Below are 16,245 nucleotides of genomic sequence, written 5' to 3'. Positions count from 1 at the left end.
TAAAATAACCACTCATTAACATATTTAATCTGTCATCGATAATTTGTCGGTCATTCATATTTCCCCCCTGAGTATTGTCTGTTTTTGTTGAGTAGATTTAATCAGAATAGTCACATTGCGTAAAGTTGATTAAAACATTCAAAATGCGTAATTACGATAGCCACTATCTATTAATGCAAGAAAATTGATTGAACACAGTGATCTAAAGCACCCCATTAAATAGATAACAAATTGATTTAAATAGAATTAATTTAAAAATTATTTTATTGTAAATAACGTGTTAATTAACCAACAATACACCTCACACGTGTACGAAAAGTCGAATTCAACTTATTTTAATATGCTAACCAAACATTAAATTGCTCCTGCTAACTTATTTAGTGTATTAGTTCTAGAATATTACATTAAACAAACTTTAATACTATTATACCCGTCTTAAACTGGATTTATTAACTGAAGATACTGCAATTCACAGGAATAAAATACTAAATAAACATTAATATAACAACTCATTAAAGAAACGTTACAAGATCTATTTTTTAATAACGCAACCTGTACTGAATATATTTTCTCACTCTCTGGTTTATGGGAGGCAGATCGAATACACACCGCCTCATCATCACTGAGCCTGAATATTTAATGCCCCGCGTGGTGAGGAAATGTCATGCATAAAGTGGTTCATTGATGTGGCGGGTTTGATGTCTGCGTTCATTTCCCTGAAACGGGATCACCATCATTATTTTTTCACCTCAATATTGACAGAGAACCACATAACCAAACACGATTTACAGAAATGCAGATGGCTGACACGCTAAAAACACCTGAACCCAATATAAAAACGAAAGAAACCTTCCGTTATAACAGAAGCCATCATGCAATACGCCACGAAGTGAACGTCAAATATGACGGAATGAAAGCGAGTAAGGTTAACTAATTAAACGAGCCGGAAAGTAAAGCCCCGGATGAAAAGTGCCTGCGGACGTTATTCTGGGTTACCTTTCACTTTTTTGTGTAACGTTGATTAAAGAAAATGCATTCCACGCTCTTCGAAAGAAAGGCGGTTTCACGGCATGATTCTCGCTCAATATTTGTCACCAGCAAGCGCACACCCAGGATCACCTTATAGTCTGATTTTCAGGGTATGAAAGTCTATATGTCGCTCACTTCGGATATTCAACGCGGCTAACTCGTGTCTGCTTTATGCCAAAAGCGGAAGTGGCCGATATAAATTCACTATCTAATGATGACGTGGGCTCTTAAAGGCGATAGTCACCTCTCGGAGGCCTGATTTATTAAACTTATACAATCATTTATTCCAGCCTAATTTATGCAGTGGCATAATCAGGCTACCAAAAGTGGGGGGAAAATGGATAAAACATCTAAAAATCAGATAATAGATAGCGACATTGCACGTTTATTGCTTCAACACAGAAAGGCTCGCAACCTGACTTTAACTGAGCTCGCTCAACGATCGGGTGTCAGCCAGGCCATGATTAGCAAAGTTGAACGAGGCACTTCCAGCCCCAGCGCAACGATACTCAGTCGTTTAGCTAACGCGATGAATATTACGTTATCAAAACTTTTCGCGGAACTTGAGCTACATCAGAACTCGCCAGTTCTCTTTGCTAATGAACAGCAGCATTGGACGGATAAACAGTCAGGCATTACCCGCTGGTCTCTTTCCCCGGCTGGGGCATGTCCGGAACTTATCAGAGTTGAAATTCCTGCTAAGGGTGAGCTGACAATACCCGCTTCTGCAAATGAACATCTTTCCGGACAAACTCTTTGGATACTGAGTGGCAGTCTTGATTTTCGAGTCAATCATCGGACCCATCATTTACGAGCTGGTGACTGCCTTGCCCTTACATATGCCAGCGAGTATCAAATGAGCAATCCCGATAAAGAGCAGAGCTGTTCTTATATCGTCGCTTTTAGCCAAAAAAATCAATGATATCTCTCTGTCAAAATGGCTACATCCCATTAGCTTTGCTTAGATGCAACAGGGGATATGGCCTCCCCTGATTATCCCGCTCCGAACGCCCTGAAGTCTGAAAACCCATATGCTGATAAAATCCTACAGCTTGATGGTTTTGTTCATTTACATCGACACTGAGATCAGGGTGCAGGGCTAGTGCATATGAGACCAACTGTTTGCCGACGCCAAGTCCACGAGCTGAAGCAGCCACAAAAAGTGCTTCCAGATGACCATCATGTAAAAACATAAATCCTAGTGGTTGGTCATCCTGATTTGTTGCAACCCATACAGGCGTTTCTGAAAAAAAACCGACAACTTCTTTTTCGATTTCCTGTCGATCATGGACTGTCAGAAAATCGTGCGTAGCATCTACTGAACTCTGCCAAATCTGTATAATTTCTGATGCTTCAGACGGTCGTGACATTCTGATTTTTAACATTTTTCCACCTTAGAGAGATCTTTTCTTTGCGTGTTAATGTACAAAGTTAACTCTCTTAAATTTACTATAGTGAAATTAAATTCATAATAGTAATGATGATTTCATTTTTTAGCCCCTTATGAGAACTACTAACACACTGGTCAAACTAAACCACCTCATCACCTATGACAAAGCTCCTGGTCTTTTTAGCGCAAACTTCCGCTGCACACTCAAAGCCGCCTGCCAACATCGTATGGTCGGTAAATCAGGGAAAGATGATTAACCATGATTTCTTTTTTAAATTTTTCAAGAATAAAAGCGGTTTCTTTCACTATCTTTATTTTAATATAAATACAGGATGGATGAATTATTTTTAAGCATCGAACAAATTCAACTCGTTGTGTATTTATGCAATATACTCATTCATTATATCAATGCTCAAAAGCTCAGCCTTTACGCCCTGTTACCAGGTTCGATATCGACAGATTTTAATATATTTGACTTGCCTAATTTATCATTTAAGGTAAACAAATATTCACTTCGCTACCCTCGCGTTAAGCCTGTATGGTTTATAGCCTGTATGGTTTACAGCCAGTAAGATTGCATCATGAGAGAGGAAAATACCCATGCCCCAGGTACGCGATATTAATCAGTCTTTCTGGCGTAGCTCAGAACTTCCCTGGGTGGAGTTACGTTCAACCTGGGCGAGTACGCATGCCTACAAACTCCATCAGCATACCCAGCTCTCTCTGGGAGCGATTGTCGAAGGTGGGACATGCTGTGTGATTAATGGAAGCAGCTACCAGTTACAGGTCGGGGATATTATTGTCATTAATGCAGGCGCACCACACAGCTGTAATCCTGTTGGCTTGGCACCGCGTAGTTATCATATGCTCTATCTTGATGCTGACTGGTGTCAGGCAACGCTTGGGGAGAGTTTATGCCCACTGTTCAGTACGCAGCCGGTGATTAAGGATGCGGTTCTTTTCCAGCAATACCTGGATATTGTCAGTGAGATACAGCGTAATGACACCCGCAATATTGCAACCGCAATCGCCAGGCTGCTGCATGCTATTCCGGGTTTACAACCAACCACCACTCTACCGCTACGCCCTTCAAGCCGGGTATTACAGCAACGTTTTCTCGCAAGCCCGGCGTCACCGCCTACGCTTGATGTTCTGGCTCAAGAAATATCCCTGTGTAAAGAAACGCTTATAAGAACCTTTAAACAGGATACCGGGCTCACGCCAGGGAGCTTTTTAAATATCACCCGTATTGAATATGCCAAATCCCTGCTACGAGAGGGGAAAAATATCATTGATGCCGGGAATGACAGCGGATTTGCAGACCAGAGCCATTTCCATAAAACCTTTGTTCGTTATACTGCAGCAACCCCCAGACAATACGCCCTGAGTAAATCAATAACAGACAATATTTAGCCTTATCGTTGTCTTAGAGTGGCCTCAGAAACAATTCACTGAGGTTTGAATTATGGCAATATGGCAAAGCTTACTTCCTGCCGCCTTTCCACTGCTGGCTATATCCCATTTTGTGGCACTTCTGAGCCCCGGCCCGGATTTTTTCTTATTAACCGGATATGCGATGCGTTACCGGGTTGCGGGCAGTATCGGCATTGTGGCCGGTATTGCGAGTGGCAATGCACTCTATATTTTGCTGGCGGTTATTGGCTGGAGTGAACTGCGTGAAATGCCCCATCTATTTATCGCCATTGAACTGGCCGGGGCCGCCTATCTGTTATGGATTGGTTCCAGGCTCTGTCGTAGTCAGCCTGAAGGCATCGAACTTAATGCTGTTACAGTACAACGCCCAGCCATCCCGACACAGTTTTTACTTGGCCTGGCATCATCCTTGTTGAATCCGAAGAATGCACTGTTTTATCTGGCACTGATGACAAGCCTGCTGGGAGCAAATGTCACGGTACTACAGCAAAGCCTGTGCGGATTATGGATGGTAAGCGTGGTATTTCTCTGGAATCTTCTGGTGGTATCGTGGATTGGCCTGCCTGTTATTCAGTACCATTTAAAACGACGTATTTATCTTTTTGAACGTATCGCGGGTGCTATTTTAATTATTTTCTCTGGTGTTATTTTGTGGCAAATTATTTCAAAGTTATAGGATTTTCGTGATAAAAATAAGCATATACACACTTTTCACTCTGAATAATATTAAACAAAAGTTTAACTTTCTGGCGTTGACACCTGAAGACCATCGAGACTAACGTGGTATTCTTGTTTATCGCCTATCACTGGAATTTATATGAATAATATATTGAAATCTTCGCTGGCATTAGCACTGGTAACAGCATCAGGATTTTCTTTTGCTGCAACCCCCGCAGAGGTTAAAAATCCCCTTAGTGTTCATGTCCTTAACCTGCAAACAGGTATACCTTCAGAAGGTGTAACCGTATTACTGGATAAAAGAGAAGGTGATAAATGGGTTCGTTTGAATTCAGCGGTTACTAATGATAATGGCCGTATTTCAGCGCTGTATCCGGAAGGAAAAGATATTGAACCTGGTAATTATCGCGTGACGTTTGAAACAGGTGCTTACTATGCAGCTCAAAAACAAGACACCCTCTTCACTGATATTCCGGTTATTATTAATGTGAAAAAATCGGGCGAACACTATCATGTGCCGTTATTAATGAGCCAGTATGGATATTCAACTTACCGCGGCAGCTAACATTTGAGTCATTACAAATTAGCCATGCTGCATGATTGATAAAACCTTTATCAATACCAAGAGTCTGTGTTTAACATTAGACACGCAGTGCTTATCGCCGATGAATGTAGATAAACACTCTGATTCGGCGATTTTAAAAAATAACTTAATGACAATGATTTACCAACACACTGAAAACAAATAACTGCTTTGGTACGATTTTTAATAACAAAAAATATATTAAAAAAAGGACGCCGTCTGGTAAAGCGTCCGCTTAGTTCGATCGCTAATAGCTCAGTCGTTTACACAAGCGCCCTGAGCTGCTCCCGCATATAGGAAGAAAAGTACTCTGGATTTTTAATCACAATATGCTCACCAGAATCAATTCTGTTGGCCCAGTCGATGATTTTATTGATAAAACCTGTATTCCATCCGTCTCGATTACCTCGTGCCGTAATCTCAGAAGCATTCGTAGACACACCCAGTTCTTTCAAATACTTAAGCATTCCTTTAATCGTACTTTCATCCATTGAATGAGGTTCTGGTGCTGAGGTATCCATACCGCCAATGAAATCTAATGCTTTATCAATTACTGCTGCCATATTCTTATCCTTAAAATTGACTCTGTAATAAATAATCTAATAATATGGCCAGATATGAAGTAGGAAATCAAAGAGATCGTTGTATTTATCTTCCCTACCTCCCATTATTCAATAATATCAACCAGAACATTTATCAGCTTCATCATGACGGTGCTATACTTACTGGCTGACATATTTTTACCCGACAGCCAGTCTTGTTATCTGTGATTTCCCTTCGGTTAATATCCCGCTAAATACAGAGCGATTTCCCGGTAAGCACTAAATATGCTGTCGAGATGAGTACTATTTTCAAGCAATCTGAACTCGAGCTGAACATTCCCATGCTGGCTGGCAAAATCCGCTAATGACTGAGCACTAAAGAGTTCGTCCCGCCCTGCTGCCAAGAAGAGTGTTGGCAGCGGCAGTTCAGCCAACTGTATGGCAGGCTGGCGTGGTGTCAGAGCATTGGCCATATTAACACTGTACTTACTGACAAGACCTGGTGTTGTTTCAAGTACTGAGGCTGGAAAATTTAGTCTGATAGCCGGGTACTGCCCAAACAATAATCCACCACAGATGGCATTAATGATAAAGGGCCACTGGCGGACTTTGGCAAAGCTTTGAGTGATAGTCGTAGCAGGAGCGATTTTGGCAAAGGGACCCAGCTCTGGGGCCAGCATGATCAGGCTATCAGCATGCTGCTGGTACGGATAGCGGGTCAGATAATTCAGTAACATGCCAGCGCCGCTGGAATGGCCTAACAGATGTTTACGTGCCTCTGGAAAGCGCTTGTTTATCACCTCCAGCAGAGTATCGACATCTTCCCAGATACGCTCCGGACGCTCAACTCTTCCGCGTTCACCTACTGATTCTCCATGGCCACGAATATCGACCAGGCAGACGGCCACTCCTGGAATAGTGCCCAGTTGTCTGGCAAGGATGTGATAGCCAGCAGCGCGATTAACACCACCACCATGATAAACAATAACCACATGATCGGGCTCATCATGCTGTAAATAGAGGGAATAACTGAGGCCAGCAACATCACCATCCGTCATCAAAGCGCTATCAGTCAGGGTTTCGTCGTAGTCATTAGCTTGTGTAATATAGTGATGAAAATCGATCACGATGGGGGGTTCCGTCTGCGTCTTCTAATCTATTCTTATCTGCAGACGATTATCCGCCAACCTTGGCTATCAGGCAACTGACTCATTCCTCTGTGTTTTTATGTTTCCTGCTTCCGGCTGTATCAGCCAGAAGCAGGGAGTAAGCCCATTGATTAAAGGGTCTCACCATTAGAAGCAATCACTTTCTTATACCAGTCAAAAGATTTCTTACGGCTACGATCCAGGGTGCCATTGCCTTCGTTGTCTTTATCAACGTAGATCATACCGTAGCGTTTTTTCATTTCCCCCGTACCCGCTGAAACCAGATCGATACAACCCCAAGGAGTGTATCCCATCAGATCCACGCCATCTTCAACTACCGCTTTTTTCATCTCTGCAATATGCGTCGACATATAGTCAATACGATACTGATCGTCTACCGAACCGTCATCTTGACGAACATCGATCGCCCCGAAACCATTTTCAACAATGAATAGTGGTAGCTGATAATGATCCCAGAACCAGTTCAGAGAGTAACGGATGCCAACAGGATCAATCGCCCATCCCCAGTCGGATTTCGGAATATGCGGATTAGCTACCAGACTCTTGGTTTCATCATAGTCCAGTTGCGGATTGTCATCGGTCGCCTTCGTGGCAAATGACATATAGTAACTAAAGCCAATATAGTCGACACAACCCTGCTGAAGATCTTCCAGATCCTGCTCAGTGATATCGAGTTCAAAACCACGACGTTCAAAGTAGTTAAGCAGATGCTGAGGATATTTACCGCGGACATGTACGTCGGTAAACCAGTAGCGACGATGCATGGCATTCATCGCCATCATAATATCGTTAGGTGCACAGGTTAGAGGATAGATTGGACACATCGCTATCATGCAACCCACCAGCAAATCTGGATTGATTTCACGCGCCGCTTTGACGGACAGTGCGCTGGCGACTAACTCATAGTGCGCCGCTTGATACATCACCGGTTCACGATCTTCGTTCACAGTGTATTTCAGGCCGGAGTTAGTGAATGGCGCAAAGTCTTCATGATAGTTAGCCTGGTTGTTGATCTCGTTAAAGGTCATCCAGTACTTCACTTTGTGCTGATAACGCTCAAAAACAACTTTGGCAAAACGGACAAAGAATTCGATCAGTTTACGATTACGCCAGCCGCCATATTCGGTTACTAAGTGATAAGGCATTTCAAAATGCGAGAGTGTGATAACCGGCTCGATGCCGTGTTTCAGACACTCATCAAACAAGTCGTCGTAAAATTGCAGACCCGCTTCATTCGGCTCCCGTTCATCACCCAGAGGGAAAATACGCGACCAGGCAATAGAGGTCCGGAAACATCCGAAGCCCATCTCAGCAAACAGAGCGATATCTTCTTTATAGCGATGGTAAAAATCAATCGCTTCATGATTAGGATAATTTTTCCCGGCTATGACACCGTCAGTGATTTCGCGTGGCACACCATGAGCGCCGGCAGTCATGACATCCGCAACGCTGATGCCTTTTCCGCCCTCTTTCCAGCCACCTTCCAGTTGGTGTGCTGCAACCGCGCCGCCCCACAGAAACCCTTCTTTAAATCCTGACATATTCTGTTCCTCGATGAGAGATGGCCAGTCTACGACTGGTCAGCTTGCTGATTAAAATGGTAAACCGCACCGATGAGTCCGGCATCATTGCCATAGCTGACGGTATCGATATATTGCTCAATACCAAACCAGGCCAGATGTTTACGTAACAGTGCAAGGAATCCTGGGCGTTCAACAATACCGCCGCCGATAAAAATCGCCTGGGGATCAAACAGATTCACCAGGTTATAAAGCCCGAGCCCCAGGCTATTGAAAAAATCATCAACCAGTCGCTGACAAACAGGATTGCCGGCATCATAGAGCGAAAAGACATCTTCCCCCGTCACTTCACTCAATGTCAGACCGGCGTAGTCTGCGTAGTGCTGGCGCAGAATACGCAGCGTGCAGGTTTCATTCATGGTGTAACGGCGAATATCGCGTGGCCCGGGACGTTCAGTCACCATGTAACCAAATTCTCCGGCGCGAAAGCGTGCGCCATGAACAAGCTGGTTATTACAGAGAATGGCACCGCCTATCCCCGTACCAATGGTCATCACCAGGCAGTTAGCCATAGAAGCCGCTTTCCCCTGCCAACGCTCAGCCAGTAATACGCAGTTCGCATCGTTTTCAATCGTAACCGGAAGATGAGTACGTTCTTGCAGCCAGCCTTTAATATCAAAATTATCAAAGCGACGAATTGCCCCACCCATTTCAATAAACCCGGTATGCGGATTAACATAGCCCGGCGCACTAATAGCAATACCTTCACACCCAGGGTGGCTCTCCAGCCATTGCAAAATAGCCTGCAAGATTTGACATCCATCGCACTCGTTAACGGCGACTTTTCCTTTTTCCAGTATCTTGCCGTCAGAGGCAATAACCCCCATCTTTAACGCAGTACCACCGATATCAAATGCAGCAATATTCATGCGATAACCTCTTCCTGACAGGTATAAGTTTGTGATTCCCCCCTCCACGTATAAAGAAGGGAAAATAATGACATTCTGGTGTTATACCCAAGATAATTCGAGTTGCTTGTAGGCGCCCAGTTAAGCCCGTCGATGAGCACAGGTAAACTATGTGATTCGGCGGGCTGAACGCAGGCAACACCCAAGCAACTTGCAGTATGACGGGTATATTTACCAGTAAACAAAGCTTAATAGGTTTTAGCTTAAGGTTTAATTATCTGGTGTCAGGTTTAGGAAAATATTAATGAATTCCCTGACTAATAAGCAAGGTCAGGACAGTTAACGAAATGAACAACTTTTGAACCTGTTTCACCATTACTCAGGTCACAGAAAGGTGTGATTTTTCATCCTCTCCGGATAAGAGGTGCAGTTATTTGATTTTTATTGAACCACTTTTTAACCGGGAATTGTGATCAACATTCACAATATAAACTCCCGGTGGCAAATAATTCATCTTTGGATGGGGGAAGATAGTATTTTTCGCTCAAGAAACATGGGTTAGCATTTTTCTTGATAAGAAATACTTAACCTGAAATTCGAAGGCATTGTTGTACAAGATGGTGTAATCGACAGGATTGTTACTCTCATCGATTGATTGTGTTTCCATTTTAATAATCGGATCACGGCTGCTGATATGCAGCAGTTTGGCTATTTCATGCGTCGGATGTACTGGCTGGAACGACTCAAAACAGCCAATTATCTGGACACCACACTGCTTTTCTATGTAAGAAAACTTAGATTGTTTCATATGGTTAATCGTCAGATCGGGAAACCTGTTCACCGACATCCAAGTCTCTTCTAGCTGCATCGGGATATTATCGATAAAACGTAAACGTTTAGAATAATAAACCGGATCACCCACCGCCAGTCGCAAACGACCAGCAATATCTTCAGAAGCGGTTTGCAGTTCAAACCTTAAAACCTGGCTATTGGCCTTTTTTCCCTCTTTTTTAGCAATTTCAGTAAAGCTGTCCATATGGGTTACAGAGGTCTGAAAATGCTTATTCCTGATATAGGTGCCGGAACCATGCCGACGCTCTATAAATTCCTCATCCTCCAGCACTTTCAGGGCTTTTCGCAGCGTATTACGCGAGACATTATAGAGTTCAGCCAGCTCCTTTTCGGTTGGGAGAATATCGCCAATATTGTAGGCTGGACTGGCAATTTTACTTTTCAGTAAGATAATGACATCTTTGTAAACCACTTTTGAACCTCTTTTTTCATTTTAAAATCAGTAAATTAAAATAGATTCACGGATTCAAACATACCACATGTTCATTTTTATATCTGTTTTTAAACCACTCAGTGCTTACTAACTGTGATCGAAATGGCAGATGTTAAGATTGATATTCATTAACGTGTTTCTCAACCTGAACAGCAATATCTATCGAGAAGACAACTATGAAAAATATACTCTTAGTCTGTGCAGCAGGCATGTCAACCAGTATGCTGGTAAAACGTATGCAGGAACACGCGGGTGCCAGCCAAGTTGAAGTCAGTATTAATGCGCTCGCTATTTCTGAAGCCAAGGAGAAAATCAAGAAAAATGAAGCTGATGTTGTGCTGTTAGGCCCTCAGGTTCGCTTCCAGAAAAAGGAAATTGAAGATATCACTCAAGGAAAAATTCCTGTCGCGGTTATCGATATGAAACAGTATGGTCAGATGGATGGAAAATCCGTATTAGAAACAGCCCTGAACCTGATTGAAAATCATTAATTTTCGTGTGGTTCAGTACCAGATAAACTCTATTTTAATACTCAGGTAAGTTCTTTCAACTTATATCCAAAATAATTCGAGTTGCTTGTAGAGGTGCCTCACACGCGCAACCCCCAGGCAACTTGAAGTATGACGGGTATATTAATGAAATAACTTGCCATGACTATGATATTAAACTGCTCTATAAAAAATACACGTATCCAATAACAATTCCATACTCCTAATAACTGATTGCTTTCAGAAATAGAAAAGCCATTTCATTCTGAAAACCAGCAGCGTAATGAGTATATTAACTATAAAGGACTCACCATGAGTTTAATGGATGCCTTTGAACGTGGCATGGAAAAAATTCTTGTCCCGATCGCAATTAAATTAAATTCTCAGATACACGTTTCGGCCATTCGTGATGCATTTATCTTGTCATTCCCAATAGTCATGGCAAGTTCACTGATTGTATTAATTAACTTTGCCATTCTGTCACCGGATGGATTTATTGCTTCACTGCTCCATCTGGGAACTATTTTTCCTAATTTAGCTGAAGCACAAAATATTTTTTCACCGGTCATGAACGGCTCCGTTAATATCATGTCGATTATGATTGCCTTTCTGGTCGCCCGTAATATCGCGATCAGTTATCAGCAAGATGATTTGTTATGTGGGTTAACGGCAATCGGTGCCTTCTTTGTGGTCTATACCCCCTACCATATGGTGGACAGTCAATCCTATTTGACGACGCAATATCTCGGACCACAAGGCTTGTTTGTTGCCATCATTGTCGCGATGCTGACCAGCGAAATATTCTGTCGCCTGTCTCGCAATCCAAAAATTACCATCACAATGCCCGATGCCGTACCTCCTGCGGTTGCCCGGTCATTTAAAGTACTGATTCCCATTTTCTTTGTGATGATTTTCTTTTCAGTATTGAACTATCTGCTGACAAAAATCTCACCCAATGGGCTGAATGAGCTGATTTATACCCTGATCCAGGCCCCCCTTAAAGATATGGGAACCAATATCGTCGCGGTTCTGATCCTCGGTGTCGTGGCTAACTTTCTCTGGGTACTGGGTATTCATGGCCCGAATACGGTTGCAGCTATTCGCGAAACAATTTTCTCTGAAGCGAATCTGGAAAACCTCTCCTTCGCTGCCACTAACGGAACCACCTGGGGAGCGCCTTACCCTATTACCTGGGGTAGCATCAATGATGCCTTTGCCAACTACGGAGGCTCAGGCATGACACTGGGCTTGTTACTGGCTATTTTCATCGCCTCACGCCGTACTGATTACCGTGATATCGCCAAAATGGCCTTTATTCCGGGACTGTTTAATATTAATGAGCCGGTTATTTTTGGTCTGCCGATTGTATTAAACCCTATTATGGTCGTGCCATTTATTGCCGTCCCCTTTGTTAACTGCTTAATCGGTTATTTCTTTGTGACAATGGAAATTATTCCGCCTATTGCTTATGCCGTCCCCTGGACCACACCAGGCCCGTTAATCGCTTTCTTTGGTACAGGAGGAAACTGGCTTGCGCTCATTGTCGGATTCCTGTGCTTGGCGGTATCAACATTAATCTATTTACCGTTCGTTATTGCCGCTAATAAGGTCAATAGCGCCCAGGCTGCGAAATAAATCATATTACGGAGAATTATCATGTTTGCCGATGAAAGTACCATTATGGAACTGCTTATCTATTCCGGACAAGCACGTTCAGATGCTATGGAAGCGATATCTGCAGCACGTAACCAATCATGGGATGAAGCAGACCAGTTAATGGCATCATCAGAGCTCGCTTGCCGGGAAGCACATAAGATCCAGACCACATTAATCGGACAAGATGAAGGTTGCGGCAAAGTGACCGTCAATCTGATCCTTGTCCATGCCCAGGATCACTTGATGACAGCCATGTTATGTCAGGATCTGGCAAAAGAGATTATTGCATTAAGAAAAGAGATGTTAGCACCGAAGTAACGCCACCAGCCTTCAGCCTTTCTGGCTGAAGGCATATAATAATAATCAAGGGTATTATCATGTATTCAAGTCAATTGAAGGTTAGCTTATTATCTTTATCTGTACTTCTCGCATTATCCTCAACAAATACTCTGGCGGCTAAATTCACCGTAGAACAACGGCTGGAGATGCTTGAAAATCAATTATCAGAAAATAAAAGTGAATTAAAGAAAACACAAAATGAACTGACTATTTATAAAGAAAAAGTAGCGGCATTACAGAAAAACGCTCAGGGAAACACACCGTATGTGACGTCCCGGGATAATCTAACCGCCTTCGCCCCGGTTGCTGACAATATTGAAAACGAGGATCCTGTTGCCGGAAGCGTATTTGCACCAACGCCAGTCAACAGTACGCAAAAAGTTGCCGTGGTGAATAATGAAGGCGGTAAACACGCGTTGAAAATGTCACCATGAAAGATATCAGTACATATATCAAAGATGATATCGGCTTTAGCTATGAAGGTTATTTCCGCTCCGGCTGGGCTGCCGCTAACCGGGGTTCTGCGCAAACATATGCCGCGGGCTCACTGGGACGTTTTGGTAATGAAATGAGTGGCTGGTTCGACTTAACCCTTAATCAGCGGGTCTACAACCAGGACGGTAAAACCGCTAATGCTATTGTCACTTACGATGGCAACGTCGGAGAACAGTATAACGATGCCTGGTTTGGTGATGACACGGGTAATGAAAATATTATGCAGTTCAGCGATATCTTCCTGACAACACGTGGATTCCTGCCCTTCGCACCGGAAGCTGATTTCTGGGTAGGTAAGCACAAACTGCCCGAATATGAAATCCAAATGCTGGACTGGAAATCACTCACTACCCAGGTTGCAGCAGGCGTGGGGATTCAAAACTGGGATCTGGGCGTAGGTCAGTTCGATGCCTCCGTGAGTCGTAACGATATTGATGTCTACTCACGAGATTTTAGTCGCACAACGCAGATGAATACTAACTCCGTCGATCTGCGTTATCGCAACATTCCGCTCTGGGAGAACGGTTCACTGTCTTTGATGGGTAAATATGCCTTTGCCAATAAAACAGACGCACAGAAGAGTAATGAAAGTAATAATACCTTCTTTGAGCTAAAAGATACCTGGATGGGAACAGCCATCATTCGCCAGAACCTGCCGCGCGATACCTTCAATGAGTTTACTTTACAGGTGGCGAATAACTCCTACGCCAGTAGTTTCGCTAACTTCTCAGGAGCCAGTAACTCCATGGGGAATGGCCGTTATTACTACGGTGAGCAAACTGATGGTAAGGCCTGGCGTTTGATTTCCCAGGGTGAAATGTACCTTTCAGATAATATCATTATGGCCAATGCCTTGGTCTGGTCCCATGGTAACGATGTCTACAGCTACGAAAGTGGCGCTCACAGTGATTTCAACAGCATCCGTACAGTTATCCGCCCGGCGTGGATTTGGGATACCTGGAACCAAACAGGTGTTGAGTTAGCCTGGTTTACTCAGAAAAACAAAACCGAACAGGGTGTCAGCCTGAAAGAGTCAGGTTACAAAACCACGCTTTACCATGCGCTGAAAGTCGGGCCAAGCTTATTAGGCTCTCGTCCGGAAATTCGTTTCTACGGAACCTATCTCAATATCACTGATAACGAACTCTCGAACTTTAAATTTAATGACAATAGCAATAATGAGTTTATGGCGGGGGTACAGGCAGAAGTCTGGTGGTAATACGCCTTCTGGCTGAGAGTAAAAGGGTCGGTTTTTATGCCGCCCCTTAATTATTAGTCATGACTAAGACGAGAAACTTGTCCAGTCGTCAGTCTTTTTTCTTTGTTTCTTTTTTAACTGTCAAAGATTTGCAACACCTTAATTTCACTTGCCGCCGCCGAACGTTGCGCCTGGGAGCGCACCTCACCGGCAACGACCGCAGCAACATTACTGTAGGAAGCCAAAATGGCGTTCTTGCATCAACAAGAAAGATTACGGGTGGTGAATTAAATACCTAGTTCGCTCATTCGGCAGGATTTATTAAAAAGAGATTCAGACAATACCTTGAGCATATTCTTTTTTATTATTGCTAATAACCTTTTTGTTCATAATGTTATTCATCATCCTGTTATAGTCATTTTTACAGACCCCTGGACTCTCTGATAAGGAAAAAAATGAAACTGGTGGCGACTCCCCTTAGAAAAATTGCGATGGTGATGTTAGCTGGCGTATTGCTGGCAGGATGCGATCAACAGGCCAGTGATAGTAAACATATCAAAGTCGGTGTGATTAATGGCGCGGAGCAGGATGTAGCTGAAGTTGCCAAAAAAGTCGCTAAAGAGAAGTATGGTCTTGAGGTTGAGCTGATCGGTTTCAGCGGGTCTCTACTGCCTAATGATGCAACCAACCAGGGAGAGCTTGATGCTAACGTTTTCCAGCACCGCCCTTTCCTTGAGCAGGATAATAAAGCCCACAACTATCAACTGGTCGCGGTCGGTAACACCTTTGTGTTCCCCATGGCTGGCTACTCGAAAAAGTTTAATCAGGTCAGTCAAATCCCTGATGGAGCAACAGTAGCGATTCCCAATGATCCAACCAATCTTGGTCGTGCGCTGTTGTTATTACAGAAAGAAAAACTGATTACGTTGAAAGAAGGAAAAGGTCTGTTACCCACCAGCCTTGATATCATTGAGAACCCGCATAATATTAAAATTATGGAGCTGGAAGGCGCACAGCTACCTCGCGTACTGGATGACCCAAAAGTCGATGTTGCTATTATCAGTACCACTTATATCCAGCAAACGGGCTTGTCGCCGGTAAAAGACAGTATTTTTATTGAAGATAAAAACTCACCTTATGTGAATATTCTCGTCGCCCGAGAAAACAATAAAGATGCCGAAAATGTAAAAGAATTCCTTGCGTCTTATCAGTCACCTGAAGTGGCCAAAGCCGCGGAAACTATCTTTAATGGCGGGGCGGTGCCTGGCTGGTAAGTTTGCCAGAAATTAGTTAGCGAGTGCACACTTAGCAGCTAATCAGATCCTTAAGGAATGGATTTCATATCAGCAGTTCAGAGAAGGCAGAGGCCCGCTATTGCGCGGACCTCTGTTTGAGCTGGTTGATTGTAAGTACACACTTACCAGTTACAATCACCTCTCTCTTTTATTTAAGACGTTAACCAACCAAGCGGCACCATCACCAGTTGTGGGAACAGCACCAGCAGGAACAGCACGATAAACTGCGCCAGGAC

At 43.4% G+C, this 16,245-nt stretch carries 15 protein-coding genes and 1 pseudogene; 10 read left to right on the top strand and 6 right to left on the bottom strand.

What is annotated here, in order from left to right; genetic code table 11:
• The first annotated feature begins 799 nt into the window (after positions 1-799).
• A complete protein-coding gene (locus Q1A40_RS22380; protein WP_300005872.1) occupies positions 800-934 on the top strand; it encodes a hypothetical protein in 135 nt (44 codons plus the stop codon).
• A 432-nt stretch (positions 935-1,366) separates the two neighbouring features.
• A complete protein-coding gene (locus tag Q1A40_RS22375) occupies positions 1,367-1,951 on the top strand; it encodes a helix-turn-helix domain-containing protein (RefSeq protein ID WP_300005869.1) in 585 nt (194 codons plus the stop codon).
• A gap of 19 nt (positions 1,952-1,970) precedes the next feature.
• Here the strand turns inward: Q1A40_RS22375 and Q1A40_RS22370 are convergent, their stop codons facing one another.
• Positions 1,971-2,414, bottom strand: a complete 444-nt coding sequence (locus tag Q1A40_RS22370; protein ID WP_300005867.1) for an acetyltransferase — start codon at positions 2,412-2,414, stop codon at positions 1,971-1,973.
• Positions 2,415-3,019: 605 nt separating this feature from the next.
• On the opposite strand from Q1A40_RS22370, the gene Q1A40_RS22365 reads away from it, so the two are divergent.
• The 3 genes from Q1A40_RS22365 (at position 3,020) to uraH (ending at position 5,096) form a co-directional block, all read left to right on the top strand.
• Complete coding sequence (locus tag Q1A40_RS22365) at positions 3,020-3,832, top strand: AraC family transcriptional regulator (RefSeq protein ID WP_300005865.1); 813 nt, start codon at positions 3,020-3,022, stop codon at positions 3,830-3,832.
• Positions 3,833-3,884: 52 nt separating this feature from the next.
• On the top strand, positions 3,885-4,529 hold the full coding sequence (locus tag Q1A40_RS22360) for a LysE family translocator (protein ID WP_300005862.1): 645 nt from the start codon (positions 3,885-3,887) through the stop codon (positions 4,527-4,529).
• Positions 4,530-4,670: 141 nt separating this feature from the next.
• Entirely contained in the window at positions 4,671-5,096 is a 426-nt protein-coding gene (gene uraH, locus Q1A40_RS22355) for a hydroxyisourate hydrolase (RefSeq protein ID WP_300005860.1), read from the top strand.
• Positions 5,097-5,377: 281 nt separating this feature from the next.
• On the opposite strand, the gene Q1A40_RS22350 is transcribed toward uraH, so the two are convergent.
• The 5 genes from Q1A40_RS22350 to Q1A40_RS22330 all read right to left on the bottom strand — a co-directional run bounded on the left by Q1A40_RS22350 (position 5,378) and on the right by Q1A40_RS22330 (position 10,517).
• On the bottom strand, positions 5,378-5,677 hold the full coding sequence (locus tag Q1A40_RS22350; RefSeq protein WP_300005858.1) for a DUF1889 family protein: 300 nt from the start codon (positions 5,675-5,677) through the stop codon (positions 5,378-5,380).
• Positions 5,678-5,895: 218 nt separating this feature from the next.
• Positions 5,896-6,783, bottom strand: a complete 888-nt coding sequence (locus tag Q1A40_RS22345) for an alpha/beta fold hydrolase (RefSeq protein WP_300005855.1) — start codon at positions 6,781-6,783, stop codon at positions 5,896-5,898.
• A gap of 152 nt (positions 6,784-6,935) precedes the next feature.
• On the bottom strand, positions 6,936-8,366 hold the full coding sequence (locus Q1A40_RS22340) for a 6-phospho-beta-glucosidase (protein WP_300005852.1): 1,431 nt from the start codon (positions 8,364-8,366) through the stop codon (positions 6,936-6,938).
• 29 nt (positions 8,367-8,395) lie between these two features.
• On the bottom strand, positions 8,396-9,274 hold the full coding sequence (gene bglK, locus Q1A40_RS22335) for a beta-glucoside kinase BglK (RefSeq protein ID WP_300005849.1): 879 nt from the start codon (positions 9,272-9,274) through the stop codon (positions 8,396-8,398).
• A 523-nt stretch (positions 9,275-9,797) separates the two neighbouring features.
• On the bottom strand, positions 9,798-10,517 hold the full coding sequence (locus tag Q1A40_RS22330; RefSeq protein ID WP_300005846.1) for a GntR family transcriptional regulator: 720 nt from the start codon (positions 10,515-10,517) through the stop codon (positions 9,798-9,800).
• A gap of 197 nt (positions 10,518-10,714) precedes the next feature.
• Between Q1A40_RS22330 and Q1A40_RS22325 the strand changes: the two genes are divergently transcribed.
• The 5 genes and pseudogenes from Q1A40_RS22325 to nlpA all read left to right on the top strand — a co-directional run bounded on the left by Q1A40_RS22325 (position 10,715) and on the right by nlpA (position 15,988).
• On the top strand, positions 10,715-11,029 hold the full coding sequence (locus Q1A40_RS22325) for a PTS sugar transporter subunit IIB (RefSeq protein ID WP_300005843.1): 315 nt from the start codon (positions 10,715-10,717) through the stop codon (positions 11,027-11,029).
• Positions 11,030-11,338: 309 nt separating this feature from the next.
• On the top strand, positions 11,339-12,661 hold the full coding sequence (locus Q1A40_RS22320) for a PTS sugar transporter subunit IIC (RefSeq protein ID WP_300005841.1): 1,323 nt from the start codon (positions 11,339-11,341) through the stop codon (positions 12,659-12,661).
• Positions 12,662-12,682: 21 nt separating this feature from the next.
• Complete coding sequence (locus Q1A40_RS22315; protein WP_300005839.1) at positions 12,683-13,000, top strand: PTS lactose/cellobiose transporter subunit IIA; 318 nt, start codon at positions 12,683-12,685, stop codon at positions 12,998-13,000.
• 59 nt (positions 13,001-13,059) lie between these two features.
• A pseudogene (locus tag Q1A40_RS22310) lies at positions 13,060-14,735 on the top strand (carbohydrate porin).
• Positions 14,736-15,169: 434 nt separating this feature from the next.
• Positions 15,170-15,988 carry a lipoprotein NlpA gene (nlpA, locus tag Q1A40_RS22305; RefSeq protein ID WP_300005837.1) on the top strand — a complete coding sequence of 273 codons (819 nt, stop codon included), beginning with the start codon at positions 15,170-15,172 and terminating at the stop codon, positions 15,986-15,988.
• Positions 15,989-16,245 lie beyond the last annotated feature (257 nt).

Source organism: uncultured Cedecea sp. (genome assembly GCF_947498825.1).
Classification (GTDB): Bacteria; Pseudomonadota; Gammaproteobacteria; order Enterobacterales; family Enterobacteriaceae; genus JGM124.
Note: the sequence above shows the minus strand (reverse complement) of the source record. Positions and strands in the feature narration are given on the sequence as shown.

Excerpts from the sequence above, each read along its gene's own strand:
- Q1A40_RS22340 (WP_300005852.1), bottom strand. The coding sequence starts at position 8,366 with ATGTCAGGATTTAAAGAAGGGTTTCTGTGGGGCGGCGCGGTTGCAGCA.
- bglK (WP_300005849.1), bottom strand. The coding sequence starts at position 9,274 with ATGAATATTGCTGCATTTGATATCGGTGGTACTGCGTTAAAGATGGGG.
- Q1A40_RS22380 (WP_300005872.1), top strand. The coding sequence starts at position 800 with ATGGCTGACACGCTAAAAACACCTGAACCCAATATAAAAACGAAAGAA.
- Q1A40_RS22370 (WP_300005867.1), bottom strand. The coding sequence starts at position 2,414 with ATGTTAAAAATCAGAATGTCACGACCGTCTGAAGCATCAGAAATTATA.
- Q1A40_RS22350 (WP_300005858.1), bottom strand. The coding sequence starts at position 5,677 with ATGGCAGCAGTAATTGATAAAGCATTAGATTTCATTGGCGGTATGGAT.
- Q1A40_RS22365 (WP_300005865.1), top strand. The coding sequence starts at position 3,020 with ATGCCCCAGGTACGCGATATTAATCAGTCTTTCTGGCGTAGCTCAGAA.
- uraH (WP_300005860.1), top strand. The coding sequence starts at position 4,671 with ATGAATAATATATTGAAATCTTCGCTGGCATTAGCACTGGTAACAGCA.
- Q1A40_RS22360 (WP_300005862.1), top strand. The coding sequence starts at position 3,885 with ATGGCAATATGGCAAAGCTTACTTCCTGCCGCCTTTCCACTGCTGGCT.
- Q1A40_RS22320 (WP_300005841.1), top strand. The coding sequence starts at position 11,339 with ATGAGTTTAATGGATGCCTTTGAACGTGGCATGGAAAAAATTCTTGTC.
- nlpA (WP_300005837.1), top strand. The coding sequence starts at position 15,170 with ATGAAACTGGTGGCGACTCCCCTTAGAAAAATTGCGATGGTGATGTTA.
- Q1A40_RS22325 (WP_300005843.1), top strand. The coding sequence starts at position 10,715 with ATGAAAAATATACTCTTAGTCTGTGCAGCAGGCATGTCAACCAGTATG.
- Q1A40_RS22315 (WP_300005839.1), top strand. The coding sequence starts at position 12,683 with ATGTTTGCCGATGAAAGTACCATTATGGAACTGCTTATCTATTCCGGA.
- Q1A40_RS22375 (WP_300005869.1), top strand. The coding sequence starts at position 1,367 with ATGGATAAAACATCTAAAAATCAGATAATAGATAGCGACATTGCACGT.